This is a genomic window from Cardiobacterium valvarum (assembly GCF_900460955.1).
Lineage (GTDB): Bacteria > Pseudomonadota > Gammaproteobacteria > Cardiobacteriales > Cardiobacteriaceae > Cardiobacterium > Cardiobacterium valvarum.
This window is the reverse complement of sequence record NZ_UFUW01000001.1, coordinates 12,833-29,462: the sequence shown is the minus strand read 5'-3', so window position 1 is coordinate 29,462 and position 16,630 is coordinate 12,833. Positions and strand designations below refer to the sequence as shown.

General features: G+C 59.9%; 18 protein-coding genes. 9 read left to right on the top strand and 9 right to left on the bottom strand.

The window, feature by feature from the left end:
• Nucleotides 1-151: 151 nt before the first annotated feature.
• The 4 genes from DY250_RS00160 (at nucleotide 152) to DY250_RS00145 (ending at nucleotide 6,176) form a co-directional block, all read left to right on the top strand.
• Nucleotides 152-2,701 carry a glycogen/starch/alpha-glucan phosphorylase gene (locus DY250_RS00160; protein ID WP_115610396.1) on the top strand — a complete coding sequence of 850 codons (2,550 nt, stop codon included), beginning with the start codon at nucleotides 152-154 and terminating at the stop codon, nucleotides 2,699-2,701.
• Nucleotides 2,702-3,038: 337 nt separating this feature from the next.
• Nucleotides 3,039-4,706, top strand: a complete 1,668-nt coding sequence (locus DY250_RS00155) for a vWA domain-containing protein (RefSeq protein ID WP_245950980.1) — start codon at nucleotides 3,039-3,041, stop codon at nucleotides 4,704-4,706.
• Between the two features lie 300 nt (nucleotides 4,707-5,006).
• Nucleotides 5,007-5,567, top strand: a complete 561-nt coding sequence (locus tag DY250_RS00150) for an outer membrane lipoprotein carrier protein LolA (protein WP_115610394.1) — start codon at nucleotides 5,007-5,009, stop codon at nucleotides 5,565-5,567.
• Between the two features lie 9 nt (nucleotides 5,568-5,576).
• Nucleotides 5,577-6,176: an ACP phosphodiesterase gene (locus DY250_RS00145; RefSeq protein ID WP_115610393.1), complete on the top strand. Its 600-nt coding sequence runs from the start codon at nucleotides 5,577-5,579 to the stop codon at nucleotides 6,174-6,176.
• 143 nt (nucleotides 6,177-6,319) lie between these two features.
• Here DY250_RS00145 and DY250_RS00140 read toward each other — a convergent pair whose 3' ends face one another.
• The 8 genes from DY250_RS00140 to DY250_RS15015 form a co-directional block, all read right to left on the bottom strand.
• Nucleotides 6,320-7,333, bottom strand: a complete 1,014-nt coding sequence (locus DY250_RS00140) for an amino acid ABC transporter substrate-binding protein (RefSeq protein WP_115610392.1) — start codon at nucleotides 7,331-7,333, stop codon at nucleotides 6,320-6,322.
• Nucleotides 7,334-7,492: 159 nt separating this feature from the next.
• Nucleotides 7,493-7,960 (bottom strand): DUF7832 domain-containing protein, encoded by a 468-nt coding sequence (locus DY250_RS00135; protein WP_115610391.1) that lies wholly within the window; start codon nucleotides 7,958-7,960, stop codon nucleotides 7,493-7,495.
• Entirely contained in the window at nucleotides 7,957-8,283 is a 327-nt protein-coding gene (gene grxD, locus DY250_RS00130) for a Grx4 family monothiol glutaredoxin (protein ID WP_115610390.1), read from the bottom strand. The genes DY250_RS00135 and grxD overlap by 4 nt, the downstream gene beginning before the upstream one ends.
• 132 nt (nucleotides 8,284-8,415) lie before the next feature.
• The gene (locus tag DY250_RS00125; protein WP_115610389.1) at nucleotides 8,416-9,792 is read right to left on the bottom strand and encodes a PTS ascorbate transporter subunit IIC; all 1,377 of its coding nucleotides are present in this window, start codon (nucleotides 9,790-9,792) and stop codon (nucleotides 8,416-8,418) included.
• Between the two features lie 9 nt (nucleotides 9,793-9,801).
• Nucleotides 9,802-10,074: a PTS sugar transporter subunit IIB gene (locus DY250_RS00120; protein WP_006985487.1), complete on the bottom strand. Its 273-nt coding sequence runs from the start codon at nucleotides 10,072-10,074 to the stop codon at nucleotides 9,802-9,804.
• A 98-nt stretch (nucleotides 10,075-10,172) separates the two neighbouring features.
• The gene (locus tag DY250_RS00115) at nucleotides 10,173-10,559 is read right to left on the bottom strand and encodes a VOC family protein (protein ID WP_006985486.1); all 387 of its coding nucleotides are present in this window, start codon (nucleotides 10,557-10,559) and stop codon (nucleotides 10,173-10,175) included.
• A 128-nt stretch (nucleotides 10,560-10,687) separates the two neighbouring features.
• Entirely contained in the window at nucleotides 10,688-11,437 is a 750-nt protein-coding gene (locus tag DY250_RS00110; RefSeq protein ID WP_245950979.1) for a TIGR02117 family protein, read from the bottom strand.
• Nucleotides 11,403-11,567, bottom strand: a complete 165-nt coding sequence (locus tag DY250_RS15015; RefSeq protein ID WP_115610388.1) for a transposase-like zinc-binding domain-containing protein — start codon at nucleotides 11,565-11,567, stop codon at nucleotides 11,403-11,405. Before DY250_RS15015 ends, DY250_RS00110 begins: the two co-directional genes overlap by 35 nt.
• A 153-nt stretch (nucleotides 11,568-11,720) precedes the next feature.
• Here DY250_RS15015 and DY250_RS00100 point away from each other — a divergent pair, with 153 nt between their 5' ends.
• Complete coding sequence (locus DY250_RS00100) at nucleotides 11,721-12,896, top strand: cytochrome P450 (RefSeq protein ID WP_115610387.1); 1,176 nt, start codon at nucleotides 11,721-11,723, stop codon at nucleotides 12,894-12,896.
• A gap of 134 nt (nucleotides 12,897-13,030) precedes the next feature.
• Here DY250_RS00100 and DY250_RS00095 read toward each other — a convergent pair whose 3' ends face one another.
• Nucleotides 13,031-13,978 (bottom strand): glucokinase, encoded by a 948-nt coding sequence (locus DY250_RS00095; RefSeq protein WP_115610386.1) that lies wholly within the window; start codon nucleotides 13,976-13,978, stop codon nucleotides 13,031-13,033.
• A 271-nt stretch (nucleotides 13,979-14,249) separates the two neighbouring features.
• On the opposite strand from DY250_RS00095, the gene minC reads away from it, so the two are divergent.
• The 4 genes from minC to DY250_RS00075 are packed head-to-tail and all read left to right on the top strand — an operon-like array spanning nucleotide 14,250 to nucleotide 16,493.
• Entirely contained in the window at nucleotides 14,250-14,966 is a 717-nt protein-coding gene (gene minC, locus DY250_RS00090; RefSeq protein ID WP_245950978.1) for a septum site-determining protein MinC, read from the top strand.
• A 33-nt stretch (nucleotides 14,967-14,999) separates the two neighbouring features.
• Entirely contained in the window at nucleotides 15,000-15,815 is an 816-nt protein-coding gene (gene minD, locus DY250_RS00085; RefSeq protein WP_006985480.1) for a septum site-determining protein MinD, read from the top strand.
• Nucleotides 15,816-15,819: 4 nt separating this feature from the next.
• Nucleotides 15,820-16,104 carry a cell division topological specificity factor MinE gene (gene minE / locus DY250_RS00080; RefSeq protein WP_115610384.1) on the top strand — a complete coding sequence of 95 codons (285 nt, stop codon included), beginning with the start codon at nucleotides 15,820-15,822 and terminating at the stop codon, nucleotides 16,102-16,104.
• A complete protein-coding gene (locus DY250_RS00075; RefSeq protein ID WP_115610383.1) occupies nucleotides 16,101-16,493 on the top strand; it encodes an RNA-binding S4 domain-containing protein in 393 nt (130 codons plus the stop codon). Before minE ends, DY250_RS00075 begins: the two co-directional genes overlap by 4 nt.
• The last annotated feature ends 137 nt before the right edge of the window (nucleotides 16,494-16,630 follow it).

Below are 16,630 nucleotides of genomic sequence, written 5' to 3'. Positions count from 1 at the left end.
TTTTATCGGCAAAATTCGCCCGAAAAAGAGTCTTCTTATGCGATAAATTCACAAAAAATCAAACAAAATCCACAATTTACACAGTACAAAAAAGTCGCTGGCAGGCGTATCATTCCGCCCTGAAAAATCCACTACCCATGAGGGTCCCACCATGACATTAAACGAACAGCAAAAATACCCCTACCGCGCACCGGGTAGCGACGTACAAAGCCTGAAAGAAGCGCTCGTCTACAAACTCATCTTCGGCCTCGGCTGCCCGCCGTCGGAAGCGACCAAAACCAACTGGCTGAACGCTGCCCTGCTTGCCGTGCGCGATCTTGCCGCCGAACGCTGGCTGCAGACCACCCTGCACCTGCGCCGCGACCACCTGCGCCGCGTCTACTATCTCTCCATGGAATTCCTGATGGGCCGCGCCCTGTCGAACGCGCTGATTGCCGAAGACGTCTATGACGCCATGCGCGAAGCGCTCGCTGAACTGGGGCAGGACATCAATGAAATCGTCGCCGAAGAAGGCGACCCCGGCCTTGGTAACGGTGGCCTCGGTCGCCTCGCCGCCTGTTTCATGGACAGCCTCGCCACCCTGCGCATCCCCGCCATCGGTTACGGCATCCGTTACGAATACGGCATGTTCCGCCAGGTTATCGAAAACGGCAAACAGGTCGAGCAGCCCGATACCTGGACCGAGCAGGACATCGCCTGGCAATTCCGCCGCCCCAGCAAGCGCTACACCATCCGCTTCGGCGGCAACGTCCACTACCAGGGCGAACAGTGCATCTGGAACAACAGCGAACAAATCACCGCGCTGGCCTATGACCAGATCATTCCCGGCTTCGACACTGACGTTTCTGATACCCTGCGCCTGTGGTGGGCACACGCGGGCGACGTTTTCAACCTCGGCGACTTCAACAAAGGCGACTACTTTGCCGCTATCGAAAAACAAAACACCTCGGAAAACGTCTCGCGTGTCCTCTACCCGGACGACTCCACCACTGTCGGCCGCGAATTGCGCCTGCGCCAGGAATACTTCCTCGTCTCCGCCTCGGTGCAGGACATCGTGCGCCGTCACCTCAAAGAAAACGACGACCTGACCAACCTCACCGACACCATCGCCATCCACTTGAACGACACCCACCCCGTGCTCGCCATCCCCGAGCTGATGCGTATCCTGATCGATGAATACGCCATCAAATGGGATGACGCCTGGGCGGCCTGTCAGAAAATCTTCTCCTATACCAACCACACCCTGATGAGCGAAGCGCTGGAAAGCTGGCCAGTAGAAATGATCGGCCGCATCCTGCCGCGCCACCTGCAACTCATCTTCGAAATCAACGAACACTTCCTGAGTAAACTGCGCGAACAGGGCATGGATGACGACTTCATCCGCCGCGTCTCCATCATCGACGAAGAAGGTGGCCGCCGCGTGCGCATGGCCTGGCTGGCCGTCATCGGCTCGCACAAAGTCAATGGTGTCGCCAAAATCCACTCCGATCTCATGGTCAAATCCCTCTTTGCTGACTTTGCCCGCCTCTGGCCGGAACGCTTCACCAACGTTACGAACGGCGTTACCCCGCGCCGCTGGATTGCGCTTGCCAACCCCGGCCTTGCGCAAGTGCTTGACCGCCACATCGGTAAAGACTGGCGTCGCGACCTTGAGCAGCTGGCAAAACTCAACCCGCTCAAAGAAGATGCCGCCTTCCGCGCCGAAATCCGCGCCGTCAAACTCGACAACAAACGCCGCCTCGCCGAGTACATCAAAGACGAACTCGGCATCAAAGTGAACCCCGAAGCCCTCTTTGACGTACAAATCAAGCGCATCCACGAATACAAGCGGCAACTCCTGAACGTGCTGCACATCGTCAGCCGCTACAACCAGATCCTGAAAAACCCGCATGGCGAATGGGTGCCGCGCGTCTTCATCTTCGCCGGTAAAGCGGCGAGTGCCTACTACGCGGCGAAGAAAATCATCCACCTCATCAACGACGTGGCGAACGTCATCAACAACGATGGCCGCATCCACGACCTGATCAAAGTCGTCTTCATCCCCAACTACGGCGTCAGCCTGGCGCAAATCATCATCCCCGCCGCCGATGTCTCCGAACAGATCTCGCTGGCGGGCACCGAAGCCTCCGGCACCAGCAACATGAAATTTGCGCTGAACGGCGCGCTGACCGTGGGCACGCTGGACGGCGCCAACGTGGAAATCCTGAACGCCGTTGGCGAAGACAACATCTTCATCTTCGGCAACACCGTCGAACAGGTCGAGGCCCTGCGCCAGCGCGGTTACTCCCCGCTGCTCTACCTTGAAAACGACAAAGAACTGCACGAAACCGTGATGCAAATCACCTCCGGCGCCTTCTCGCCGGAAGAACCGAGCCGTTATCACGAAAACCTGCATGTTTTCAGCGACTACTATCAAGTGCTGGCCGACTTCCGCAGCTACGTCGAAGCGCAGGCCCATATTGACCGCCGCTACCGCAACCAGGACAAATGGGTGAAATCGGCGATCGCCAACATCGCCAACATGGGTTATTTCTCCTCCGACCGTTCAATCGCTGACTACGCGCGCGATATTTGGCGCATCCAACCGCTGCCGGATGTCCGCGCTCTCACCGGCAAACAGCGGGAAGACGGCAAACCCGCCGTAGAAGCGGCTAAACCTGCCGCAGCGGCACCGCAAAAACCAAAATCGCGCAAGCACTGATTCACTCTTCGCTCCTGACTCGTCGTTTCCCAGGCTCCTACCGGGAAGCGGCAGAAAGGACAAGTGCGCCGCTCACAACAACGCCCCGCCGATGCAACCCGGCGGGGCGTTTTTTCAGGCAATGAACGGAATGGGGTGCGTCATCCGGGCTGTGGCGCCCGCCTTAAAGCGGAGCCCGCCCGACCATGCCGGCCGGTAGCGCAACGCCGTTACGATTTTTTAGATGTTTTCCTATATCAAGCAGGCGGCAGTCCGTCCTATGATGATAGGAGGCGTCAACCCGCCCCGCCGGCGCGGCAAAACCGCATCGCTTCCCGCAACCTCCCAAGGAGCCGACATGAAAATCCCCCTGCTGACCTTGTCCCTGCTTGCTGCCTGCGGCAGCGTCCATGCCGCCAGCCTCTGCGACGACCTGCATCCCGCCACGCCACCGTATGAGCGCGACTTCGCCTATAGCGTCGCACCGCAGATGGCGATGAAACGCGCCCCTGCTGGCGCTGTGGGAGCTGTGGCACCCGCCCCACAAGCCGAAGCCGCCGCCAATGATGCCGTCGCCCAATTCGGCATTGGCGGTACGGTCATCACCACCCCTGAAAACACCGAAAAATACGCGCATCAGGACATCAACCCCGTGCAACGCACTGCTGACAACCCCGTTTCCACCTTCAGCATTGACATCGATGCCGGCAGTTACAGCAACGTACGCCGCATGATCGAAAAAGAAAACCGCCTGCCACCCACCGACGCCGTACGCATCGAAGAAATCACCAACTACTTCGCCTACCACTACCCGCTGCCGACGGACGGCAAACCCTTCGCCGTGCACACCGAAACCGTTGCCTCGCCGTGGAAGGCGGACGCCCAACTCATCCGCATCGGCGTACAGGCGGCTGACCTCGACCCCGGCAAACGCCCGCCCGCCAACCTCGTCTTCCTCATCGACACCTCCGGCTCGATGGATGCCCCCGACAAGCTGCCGCTGGTGCAGAAAACCGTCTGCCACTTCGCCGAAGCCCTGCGCCCGGACGATCACATCAGCCTCATCACCTATTCCGGTTTTACCAAAGAATTGCTACCGCCGACCGCCGGCAGTGAAAAAACCAAAATCGTGGACGCACTGAAAACCCTCTATGCCGACGGCAGTACCGCCGGCGGTGAAGCGCTACGCATGGCCTACGACGCCGCGAAAAAACACTACCGCGCGGATGGCATCAACCGCATCCTGCTTGCCACTGACGGCGACTTCAACGTCGGCATCAGCGACCCGGAAGCGCTGAAAACCTACGTCGCCGAACAGAAAAAAAGCGGCATCAGCCTCACCACCCTCGGCTATGGCAGCGGCAACTACAACGACCAACTGATGGAACAGCTAGCAGACGCGGGCGATGGCAATTACAGCTATATCGACAGCCTCGATGAAGCGAAAAAAGTGCTGGTGCGCCAGCTCACTTCGACGCTTGCCACCGTCGCACAAGACCTGAAAATCCAGGTCGAATTCAACCCGGCGACCGTCAAAGAATATCGCCTGGTCGGCTATGAAAACCGCGTACTGCGTCAGGAAGACTTCAACAACGACAAGGTGGACGCAGGCGACATCGGCGCAGGCATGAATGCCACCGCCCTCTACGAAATCATCCCGCAGGGCAAACCCGGCTGGCTGGATGAAAGCCGCTACCAGAAGGCCGCCGCAGCGCAGGGCAAAACGGACGAATACGGCTGGCTGAAACTGCGCTACAAAAAACCCGGCGCAAGCGACAGCCAACTGCTGGAATTTGCCATCCCCGCCCACAGCATCCCGCTTGCAGAAGCCAGCGAGGCGACCCGCTTTGCCGTCGCCGCTGCCAGCTACGCGCAGGCGCTGAAAGGTGGAGCGCAAAACGGCAACCTCGACTGGGACGGCATCCTCCGTCTCGCGCAAGCGGCAAAAGGCGACGACCCCTACGGTGAACGCGCGGGCCTCTTGACGCTGATTGAGAAGGCAAAAAGCCTGGCAGCGGGGAAATAACCGCTTGTTTCGCCCCAGCGGCGCAGCATACGCTTGCCCCCATCAAAAACGCCGCATCAGCGGCGTTTTTGATGAGTGGATAAGCCCATAACAATCCCGGTTGTAAAGTGCAGAAGCGGCGCAAGCAGTAACTGTAAGCACAGGCAGCAGCGGGATGAAGACGGCGGTGCATAGGCGGATTCTCGGCAGAAATGGCGGACGGAACAAGCGGGATGGCGCAGGATTCACCGAAAACTGCCGCCAAAGCGTGCATAATGCCGCCACCATTGAAACCCTCAATAATCACCAGGAGAAACACACATGACCCGCTCTCGCTTCATCCGCCTCCTTGCCGCCCTGTGCGCCTGCGCTACCCTGCCCGTCCACGCCGCCATCAGCGTCGCCGACATCACCGCGCAACTGCGCCGCCAGCCCGAACCGGCAGGCACCTTCACCCAGACCCGCTACCTGCGCGGCATGAACCGCCCGCTCATCGCCAGTGGCCGCTTCGCCCTGCAACAGGGCGCGCTCTACTGGAACCTGGAAAAACCCTTCGCCAGCAGCCTGCGCATCACCGCCGACGGCGTCAGCCAGTGGCAGGGCGAAAACTGGCAGCCGACGGGCACCACAGCGGCAAATGAAGCGCAAACCCGCCTCTTCCTCGCCTTCCTCCGCGCCGACGAAGCCACCCTGAGCGAATACTTCAACATCACCGCCGGCGGCGAAACAGCCGCATGGACGCTGCAACTGCTGCCGAAAACGGCGCTGATGCGGCAGATATTCGACCGCATCGACATCCGTGGCGGTGCCTACGTCGAACAAGTCATTCTGGAAGAAACACAGGGCGACAAAAGCGAACTGCGCTTTCATGTCGAACAATAACACCGCCCCGTGAACTTCCTCGGGCACGCTCTGATTTCCCTCACGCTGGACGAAGCGCAGCAACGGCACACGCTGTATGGCAACTTCGCCGGCGATTTCTATAAAGGGCCGCTGGCAGATCTCGCCCTGCCCGCCGCCCTGCGCGAAGGCGTGCGGTTGCACCGCATTATTGACAGGCTGTCCGACCGCACCGACAACCCGCTCTACCCGCTGCTGGACGGCTTCGGTCGCTACAAAGGCATCGTCGCCGACATGTTCATTGACCATTTCCTCTGCCGCGAATTTCAGCAGCTGTTCCGGCAGGACCTGCCCGCCGTCGCAGCGGACATCCTGCACCGTGTCGCCCACTACCGCCCGCACTTCCCCGATGCCTTTGCGCGCACCTTCGCCTGGCTCAACGCAGAACAGATGCTGTCCCGCTACGGCGACCGCGCCGTCCTCGCCCGGGCCTTTGCCGGCATCGCACGACGATTGCGACAGGGCGATATCCTCACCACCGCCACCGCCGTGCTGGCCGCAAATGATGCCGCCTTTGCCGACAAGGCCGTACAGGCATTTTTTCAAGTGCGGCGGGAAAGCATCGCGCAGTTCTTGCGTGATGACGCTTAGGGCGCTGCGGCAGATTGACCGCTGGTGCGAGCGAGGCATACCGATGCCGGATGAGTGCCCATAAAAATCGCGTAACGATTTTTATGGGAGCCCGGCCAGGACGCCAACACCGTCAGATGCCTTTCCCGGGATTGGCAGAGGATTTAACGCAGCGGCGGCGCGAACATGATGCCGCCCTGATTCCACAGGCGGTTCAGGCCGCGTTCGATGCCGAGCGGCGAGTCTTTGCCGACGTTTCTGTCATAGGCTTCGCCGTAGTTGCCGATGTTTTTTACGATGTGGTAGCAGAAATCCTGGCCGACGCCGAGTTTGTCCGCGCCGTTTGCTTCCACGCCGAGCAGGCGGCGGATGTTCGGGTTGTTGCTGTTTTTCATCTCGTCAACGTTTGCCTGAGTCACACCGTATTCTTCAGCGTTCACCATGCAGTGATGCGTCCAGGCGGCGAGGTCTTTGAAAGCGGGGTCTTCCTGGCGTACTAGCGGACCGAGCGGTTCTTTGGAGATGACTTCCGGCAGGATGTCGTGCGCATCAGGGTCGGCGAGCAGTTTGCGCTGCACGTAGAGGCCGGAGACGTCCGAGGAGTAGGCGTCGCAGCGACCGGCGTCGTAGGCGCTTTTCACTTCTTCGGATTTTTCGAAGATGACGGGTTTGTATTCGAGGCCGTTCGCCTTGAAGTAGTCCGCCATGTTGGTTTCGGTGCTGGTGCCGGTGTTGGTGCAGATGGAGGCGCCGCTGAGGTCTTTCACGCTTTTGATGCCGAGGTCTTTGCGCACCATAAAGCCCTGGCCGTCGTAGTAGTTGACGCCGATGAAGTCAAACGGCATATCGACGTCGCGCGAGGTGGTCCAGGTGGTCACGCGCGCCAACACGTCGATTTCGCCCGATTGCAGTACGGTGAAGCGTTCTTTGGATGAGGTCGGGCGGAAGGTGACTTTCTCCGGATCGTGGAAGATGGCGGAGGCCAGCGCGCGGCAGTAGTCAACGTCGAGCCCCGTCCAGCGGCCTTTGTCATCGGCGACGGAGAAGCCGGCAAGCGCCTGGGTAACGCCGCAGCGCAGTTCGCCGCGTTTTTTGATGTCATCCAGCGTGCCCGCGTGGGCGGCGCTGGTCGCGAGTGCTGCACAGGTGATGGCGGCGGTGAGCAGGGTGGTTTTCATGGGTAGGTCCTCGTGTGGGTTTGCAGGGGGATTTTGTGATGCAGGCGGTAAGCCGCGTGGTTGTCCCGCTTGGCGGCATTTCTGCCAGGAATACAAAAAGCAGGCTGCGCCCGCCCGGCGGCTGAAGCCCGCCCTATGCGGGGCCAGTATTGGCACCGCTTACAGGGAAGCCGGGCGACCTTGTGCCAACCATTCGCCGTAGCGTTTATCAATGACAGCGGCGAGTTTGTCGTAGTTGTCCCAATCGTCGTCAAGACGGTACAGGCAGTTGTCGTCGTCGGTGTCATCGCTGAGGGCGAAGGTAGCGATGTAGTCGTCAATGTAAAGGCCGTAGCCTTCGCCGTCTTCGCTCTGGTAGTAGGCGGCAGCGAAGGCGTTGCCTTCCTCGCTGAATTCGCCATCGGTCAGCGCTTCATCGCAGACGCGGCACAGAAATTCCGCGCCGCTGATTTCACGCCGCGTCAGGGCGGCGAGTTCATCAACGGCATCTTCCTGCACGTCATTTGAGGCGAAGCCGTGCAGCAGCATCCAGGCGAGGAACATGCCGATGTGCGTCGCCCCCGCTTCCGGCGGCAAGTCGGCGGGGAAGTTACCTCCGTAGTGCCAGGAGGCGTCGTCGTATTTCATGCTTCCTCCGGCCACTCGATATCTTTCAAGAGTTCGGCCAGCTCGCCCGCCTGGTGCATTTCAACGACGATGTCGCAGCCGCCAATGAGCTCGCCCTTCACCCACAGTTGCGGGAAGGTCGGCCAGTCGGCATATTTCGGCAGCTCGGCACGGATTTCCGGGTCTTGCAGGATGTTGACGTAGGCAAAGGGCTCACCGACTTCTTTCAGGCAGGTGACGGCTTTGGCGGAAAAACCGCACATCGGCTGGTCGGGCGTGCCTTTCATGTAGATAAGGACGGGGTTGGTGGCGATTTGTTCTTTGATGCGGGCAATGGTGTCCATGATGGGTTCCTGTGTGATGTGAAAGAGGCGGCATATTAGCAGAGATGCCGCGATAAAAAGCCCCGCCGGAGCGGGGCTGTCGCTGAAGTGCGAAGGCTGCGAGTCCCCCTGCAAGCGGGGGAGAGGGCTGTTTTATGCCGCCGGTTTGTTATCCGCTTTGGCAGCGGGTTTTGCCGGGACAAGGTAGTTGTAGGCGACGAGTGCTGCGACGATGCCGATAACCAGCGCGGTGATGGTGAATTGTCCCGCCTGGCTGATTTTGCCGAGGGCAATGCCGACCACGCCGAAATCGGTGTCGGAGAAGGTGGTACTGGCAAAGCCGAGGTCGCCAAGTACGGGCAGGAGCCACACCGGGAGGAAGGTGATCAGCACGCCGTGCAGGAAGGCGCCGATGATGGCACCAAGACGACCGCCGGCAGCATTACCGAAGACGCCTGCGGTCGCGCCGCAGAAGAAGTGCGGCACCACGCCAGGCAGGATCAGCACCCAGTTCAGTTTGCCGAGGATGAAGAGGCCGATGAGGCCGCCAGTAAAGCTCGCCAGGAAGCCGATGAGCACTGCATTCGGCGCATAGGGGAAGACGATGGGGCAATCCAGCGCGGGGCGGGCATTCGGCACCAGTTTTTGCGAGAAGCCGGTGAATGCGGGCACGATTTCCGCGAGGATGAGGCGCACGCCTTGCAGAATGATGAAGACGCCGGCGGCAAAGGTGATCGCCTGGATAACCGCCCAAACGAGGAAGTTTTGTCCATTGGCGAATTTTCCTTGCACGAAGTCCTGCCCGGCGGCGATAACCAGTACGAGGTAGATGACCATCATGGTGAGGGCGATGGAAACCGAGCTGTCGCGCAGGAAGCTGAGGTTCTTCGGAAGGTTCATTTCTTCGGTGGAGCGCGATTTCATCGGACGCAGGGCGCGGCCAACCGAGCCGGCGAGGACGTAGCCGACGGTGCCGAAGTGACCGAAGCCGACTTCGTCGCTGCCGGTAATATCGCGCATGAACGGCTGGGCAATGTAGGGGAAGAACGCCATGATGAGACCGAGGGTGAGCGAACCGACCAGCACCAGCAGTGTGCCGCTGAAGCCGGCGACGACGAGGATGACGGCGATCATGCAGGCCATGTAGAAGGTGTGGTGGCCGGTGAGGAAGATGAATTTCAGGCGGGTGAAGCGGGCGATGGCGATGTTCGCCACCATGCCGAAGGCCATGATGAGCGCCGTCGCTGTGCCGTATTGCCCGAGCGCGGCAGAGACGATGGCTTCGTTATTCGGCACCACGCCCTGCACATGGAAGGCTTCCTGGAAGATTTCACCAAGCGGGGTGAGCGAGCCGAGCAGCACACCCGCGCCGCCGCTCAGGACGATGAAGCCGAGGATGGTTTTAATCGTGCCCTTGATGACATCGGCTGCGGTTTTTTTCTGCGCAATCAAACCGATGAGGGCGATGACGCCGACCAGCACTGACGGCACTTTGAGGATATCGACAATAAAGTCAAGGATGGCTTTCATGACAGCCCCCTAGTCGCGGTGGAAATAGACGGCCAGTTTGCGTTCGAACTCGTCGGCGCTGACCAGGTTGTTGATGATGATGATTTTGCTGCGCTCAATGCTGGAGCTGTCAACGATGTCCGCGCCCATCACGAAGAGGTCGGCGTCGCCGCTGGCGGTGATGGAGAGATCGGAGTGGCCGACTTCTGCTTCAATGCCGAGCTTGGTCAGCGCTTTTTTGATGTTCATCTCCATCAGGAAGCTGCTGCCGAGACCGTGGGCGCATACGGCAAGAATTTTCATAGGGTATCTCCAAGTTGAAAGAAACAGCAGTACGCATGTGAATTATGCGTGGTTGGATGAATATCATAGCGGAAAATTCCACAGGATTGCACGGTCTTTCACATAGTGATTTCCAGCAGGTTGCCGTCCGGATCGGTGACGACGCTTTCATAGTAGCCGTCGCCGGTGGTGCGCGGTCCGCTCAGGCAGGGATAGCCGGCGGCCACCAGGGTTTCCGTCAGACGATCCACCGCTTCCCGGCTGCCGACACTGAAAGCGAGATGAATAAAGCCTGTGCGCAGAGCGCGCTCGCTACTGTCGGTGAGCTGGGGGCGGGTCATCAATTCGAGACGCGTATCGCTATCGGGGAAGCGCAGGAAATAGGTTTGCAGGCCGGTTTTCACGTTGTGATAGCGGTCATTGGCCGTGGCCGCGAAATAGCGCTCATAAAACGCGCGGGCGCGTTCCAGGTCATCGGTGTAGAGGGCGATGTGGTCGATTTTCATGGCGTTCTCCTAGGTGTTGTTGTAGGTGGTCTTCGTATATGACAAAAAGCCTCTCCCAGCTGCCCCCGCTTGGTGAACCCGGTGTTTACGCCGCTTGGCGGATTTTTGGCATGTACGAAGATGAGCCGCTATGGATGGTAAACCCGCATCAGGCTGTGCGCAAAGGGTGTCCAGAGGACGTGTTTCAGTCCGGCGTCGCTCAGGCGGCGGTTGGTCCAGCTGTTGCAGGTGTGAAAGAGGCTGTAATGGCCGCGCGCGGCGTAGAAGGTGTCGTTGTCGCCATAGGCAGGCGCAGCGACAACGGCGCGACCGTCGTGCAGGGCGAACTGGTCGCGGATGCTCTCGGCGAGGCGGCGGTAGTGGGCGCGCGGCATGGGGATGGCGATGCTGTACGCACTTTCCCACAGCATTGGGTAGTAGGTGACATGGATGATGCTGTCGCCAAGACCGCTCACGGCGGTGAAGGCGGTGCTGATTTTCAGGTCGCGCCAGTGCGGAGTTTCCACGTAGAAGCCGCGATCGCCCCAGCCGAAGGCGGCATAGCCCCAGTCGCGGTTTGCCGCGCGGGTGTCGCCGGGGTTGATGATTTTCGTCCAGTCGAAAGTGTCGTTTTTGAGCGGCAGGGCGAGGTCGGTGTGAACGCCGTTCGTGATGAGGTACACGGTGATGTCGTCCCCCGCTGTGTCTTCCGGGGTGAGGACAACGCTGCCGAGCAGCCACGCGGCGAGCAGGTAGGTGAGAGGCAGGGCAAGGAGGGCGGCGAGGGTTTTGGCCAGGTGGCGGCGGATGGTTTTGAGGCTGCATCCATGCTGCTCTGCAAGCTGTGCGGCGGTCTGCTTGCCGTCACTGTAAAGCTGCCAGAGGGGTGTCAGGGTCAAGTCTGCTGCCGCCGCTGAAACGCTTGTTGCAGGCGGTGCATTTGTAGCGCTGTTTGCCATCATGGGTACCGTTCTTCTTGACCTGTTTTGAGCCGCAGAAAAGGCATTTTTTGTGTTCAAAGGCTTTCAACTCCTGAAAACCTTACAGCGTAAGGGCTGCGGCGTTTTTTAGCACCCGTTTTGTCCATTACGCCGAAAAATCTTAGTTGTAGCGCGGATCTGCGCCGCCCTGCGCGCAGCGACCTATAATCGCGGTTTCTTTGAATAACGATCGGCCATCATCATGAGTAACAACAACACCCCCGACTGGGACGCCCGTGCCCCGGAAATCCAAAAAGACCAGCGCGCCGCCTACGACAAGATGCGCGACGAATGCCCCGTCGCCTACGATGATTATCTCGGCTACACCCTTTTCCGCCACGAAGATGTTACCTACGCCCTGGCTCATCCCGAACAGTTTTCCAGCCGTGTTTCCACCCGCCATATCGCCGTGCCCAGCGGCATGGATGCGCCGGAACACACGGCCTTCCGCGCCATCAACGACAAGTATTACACCCCGGCGCGCATGGCTGCCTTTGCCCCCGCCTGCCGCGCCGTCATCCGCGCCCTGATTGCCGAAACACCGCGCGGCGAGGTGGTGGACATCATGGCGGGCTTCGCGCAGCGTTACGCCATGCGCATTCAAAATGCCTTTCTCGGCTGGCCAGATTCCCTAGAAGCGCCGCTGACCGCCTGGATTGAGAAGAACCGCCGCGCTACGTTGAGCCGTGACCCCGTCGCCATTGGCCAGGTCGCACTGGAATTTGACGGCTATATTCACGATCTGCTGCAACAGCGCCGCAAGGCGGGTGACGCCGCGCCGGACGACATCACCACCGAGCTGCTTTACGACGAGGTTAATCTGCCGACCGGCAAGCGGCGCATGAGCGAGGAGGAGCTGATTTCCCTCCTGCGCAACTGGACGGTGGGCGAACTCTCGACTATCTCCGCTTCCGTCGGCATCGTCGTTCATTTCCTCGCCGCCCATCCTGCCGAGCAGGAACGTCTGCGCGCCTACCCTGATGCCATCCCGGCAGCGGTCGAAGAAATCATGCGTCTAGAAGACCCGCTGGTGACGAACCGCCGCATCACCACCTGTCCCGTGCATATCGGTGGGCGGGATCTGCCCGCTGGCAGCCGCGTCACCCTGAACTGGCTCAGCGCTAACCGCGACGAAGCGGTTTTCCCCGATGCCGACCAATACCGCCCGGAACGCGACCAAAGTGCCAATCTTGTCTATGGCGCGGGCATCCACGCCTGCCCCGGCGCCCCGCTCGCCCGCCTCGAATTGCGCCTGCTGGTGGAGGCATTGCTGGCGGCAACGACGAGCATCCGCTTCGCCACTGACGGGCAAGCGGTCAGCGCCAATGCCGTTTATCCCGTCGCCGGATACAGCAGCGTGCGGGTGGTGCTGCATTGAGCCTTTGTCATTAATCTTCGTACACAACAGAAGAAAAACTCTCCGGCGGCCCGCTTGGTGGGTTCTTGTCGTGTATGAAGGTCATGGATGCAAAAACGCCCCGGCAACGGGGCGTTTGTCATGAAACGGTGGAATCAGCCTTGTTGCAGGGCAGCAGCAGCCCCGACCAGGCCGGGGTTCTTTGCCGTCACCAACCAGATGGGTACGGCGGCGAGGTAGCCTTCGAAACGGCCTTTGTCGATAAAGCGGGTTTTGAACGGGCTTTCGTTGATGAAGTAATCGGCGATACGCGGCAGGATGCCGCCGCAGAGGTACACGCCGCCGCGTGCGCCGAGGGTGAGGACAAGGTCGGCGGTGACGGTGGCCAGCGCAGCGCAGTAGGTATCAAGTGTTTGCCGCGCCGTTGCCTCGCCGGCGAGTGCCGCTGTGGTGATATCCGCCGGACGGCGCTCAGGCAGCGTTTCGCCGCGCAGGGTGGCAAGGGCATTGTCAATAAGGGTCAGGCCGGCGCCGTTGGTGATGCGTTCGGCGGAAACGTGGCTACGGCGGGCATGCGCATATTTCCAGATGGCCACTTCGGTGTCGTTTCTTGGTGCAAAGCTGACATGTCCGCCTTCACCGGCGAGTGCCACCCAGCCACCGTGCCCGTCCGGAACGAGGGCGGACACACCGAGGCCGGTGCCGGGGCCGATGACGGCAAGCGGGGTGCCATCCGCCGCTTCGCCGGCACTGACGAGGCGTTTTTCATCGGCGCCGAGATGCGGCACAGCCAGCGCCTGTGCGGTGAAGTCGTTGATAACGCGCAGTTTGTCCAGCTGAAACTCCGCTTGCAGGGCGCGGATGGAAAATTTCCAGTGGTGGTTGGTCATCTGCACGCTATCGCCAGTGACGGGGTTGGCGATAGCAATCGACGCCTGTTTGACGCTGATATTCTGCGCACGCAGGTAGGCAGCGATGGCGTCTTCAAGGCGCGGATAGTCGGCGGTGGGCAGGGTATCAATGGCATGCAGGCGGGTACCGTCGCCGAGGGCGAAACGGGCGTTGGTGCCACCGATATCGGCGAGCAGGGCGTAAGTTGACATGGTCTCTCCTGGAGTTGTGGGGATTTATGGGCAGTGTGTCATGTTTTGGTAGGAATGACGCAAATTTTCTGTCATCTTAGCTTTTCCTGTGTATAATGTGGGCACATTTCATTAAATATGTACCTGAAAACTTGGCCGCTTCTTCGGAAGCGGTATTTTTTTGCCCGCTCAACCGCAGTGGGAGACGAGCCAGTCCCAATCTGGGGGCGTACTTGAGGGCATGCGCCTAAGCCCGTATCATGCTGCCGTTTTCACAGATTCCCGCATGGCCATGAGCGACCCCATCCCTTTCAAAGGACGCAACATCAGTATTACCGCCGTCCTGCTGCAAGACGCCGACACCACCGGCATTGATGAACTACTGGAAGCCAAAATCGCGCAGGTGCCCGCCGGATTCTTCGCTACCCAGCCGCTGGTTGCCGATTTGTCCGCCCTGGACGGTTTTCAGGCGGATGGCAAATGGCTGAAAACACTGAAACGGATTTTTGAGCGGCACGGACTCTGCCTGATCGGCATCAGTGGCGGCCAGCTGGCCGACGGCGCCCTGGCTGCGGCAGGGCTGGCAGAAATCAGCGGTGAAAGTAAAAGCGGCAAGGCCGCACCCGCCGCCAAAACGAGCGAAGAACCCCCTGTCTCCCGACCCGCACCGCCCGCCGCCGTACCGACCAAACTGGTACGGCACAACATCCGTTCCGGGCAGCGTGTTCTCGCACCGGGCGGCGACCTGGTCATCATCGGCAGCGTCAGCCCGGGGGCGGAAATTTACGCCGACGGCAACATCACCGTGTACGGCGCCTTGCGTGGGCGCGCTTTTGCCGGCGGACAGGACAACACCGCCGCCTACATTTATTGCCACACCCTTGGCGCCGAGCTGGTTTCCATCGCCGGTTTCTATCAGGACATGGAGCAGTTGCAGGCAAACGGCATCCATCACAACGTCTTTATCAGCCTGAATGCGGATGAAAGCATGCGCATAGTGTCGGTATAATGCCGCGCCACACCATAACAAAGAGACAAAAACATGAGTAAAGTTATCGTCGTCACCTCAGGTAAAGGCGGAGTAGGGAAGACCACGACCAGCGCCAGTATCGCCTGCGGTTTTGCCATGAAGGGACACAAAACCTGCGTGATCGACTTCGACGTCGGCCTGCGCAACCTCGACCTCATCATGGGCGTAGAGCGCCGCGTGGTATACGACTTCGTCAACGTTATCAACGGTGAAGCCAGCCTGAAACAGGCGCTGATCAAGGACAAGCGGGTGGAAAACCTCTATGTGCTCGCCGCCTCGCAAACCCGCGACAAGGAAGCGCTTACCAAAGAAGGCGTGGAAAAAGTCATCGGCGACCTGAAAGCGATGGACTTTGAATACATCATCTGCGACAGCCCCGCCGGTATCGAACAAGGCGCCCTGATGGCGCTTTACTTTGCCGATGAAGCCATCATCACCACCAACCCCGAAATTTCCTCCGTACGCGATTCCGACCGCATCCTCGGCATCCTCGCCAGCAAATCGCGTCGCGCCGAGCTGGGTGAAGAAGCGGTCAAAGAACACCTCGTCATCACCCGCTACAAACCCGAACGCGTGCAGCAGCAGGAAATGCTTTCCGTGGAAGACGTCATCGAAATCCTCTCCATCCCCCTGCTCGGCGTCATCCCCGAAGACCATGACAACGTCCTGATCGCTTCCAACCGGGGCGAACCGGTCATCCTCTTCTCCGACAGTCACGCAGGCCAGGCCTACTCCGATCTGGTCGAACGCTTCCTCGGCAAAGATCTGCCGCACCGCTTCCTCGATGTCAAACGCAAAGGCATCTTCTCCAAACTCTTCGGAGGTTAGGATCATGAGCTTGTTTGATTTCTTCAGAAAAAACCGGCCGCAGCATTCCGCGGCAACGGCCAAAGAGCGCCTGCAAATCATCGTCGCGCACCAGCGCAACCAGAGCAGCCAGCCGCAACTGCTGGAAACCATGAAGCGGGAAATCCTCGAAGTGGTGAAAAAATACTTCGCCATCAACCTCGAAGACATCAGCGCCGATTTCTCGCGCGAAGGGGAAACGGAAATCCTCGAACTCAACATCAACCTGCACAGTAAAGACAACCTGCCGGAAAACGCGCAAATCCCATGAACGATGCTGTGGGCGTCCGCCTCGACCAATGGTTGTGGGCGGCACGCTTCTACAAAAGCCGGGCGCTCGCCAAAGCCGCCATTGAAAACGGCCAGGTTCTCGTCGGCGGACAGCGTGCCAAAGCGGCACGCACCATCAAAAGCGGCGATCTGCTGCATATCGACAAACACGGCGAACAGGTTTACGACGTGACCGTCATCCGCTGCGAGAACAAGCGCGTCAGTGCGCCCATCGCGCAGACCTTTTACGCCGAAACCGCAGACAGCATCGCCCGTCGCGCCGAACTGCACGCTCAACAACAAGCCGCCCGCGACATGGTGCATTACCCTAACCGCCGCCCGGATAAACGCGACCGCAGACAAATCCGCGCCTTCCGCCATGGCGAATAGGCGACAGCCGATGAAAAAAACGGGCCCCGGGCCCGTTTTTTATGGCAACGCCCCCGCGCATGGATTGGTGCTTATGGCCGCTTGACAGACCCAGCAACCACGCCGCTTGACGAGCCCAGTAACGACGCCGCTTGGCG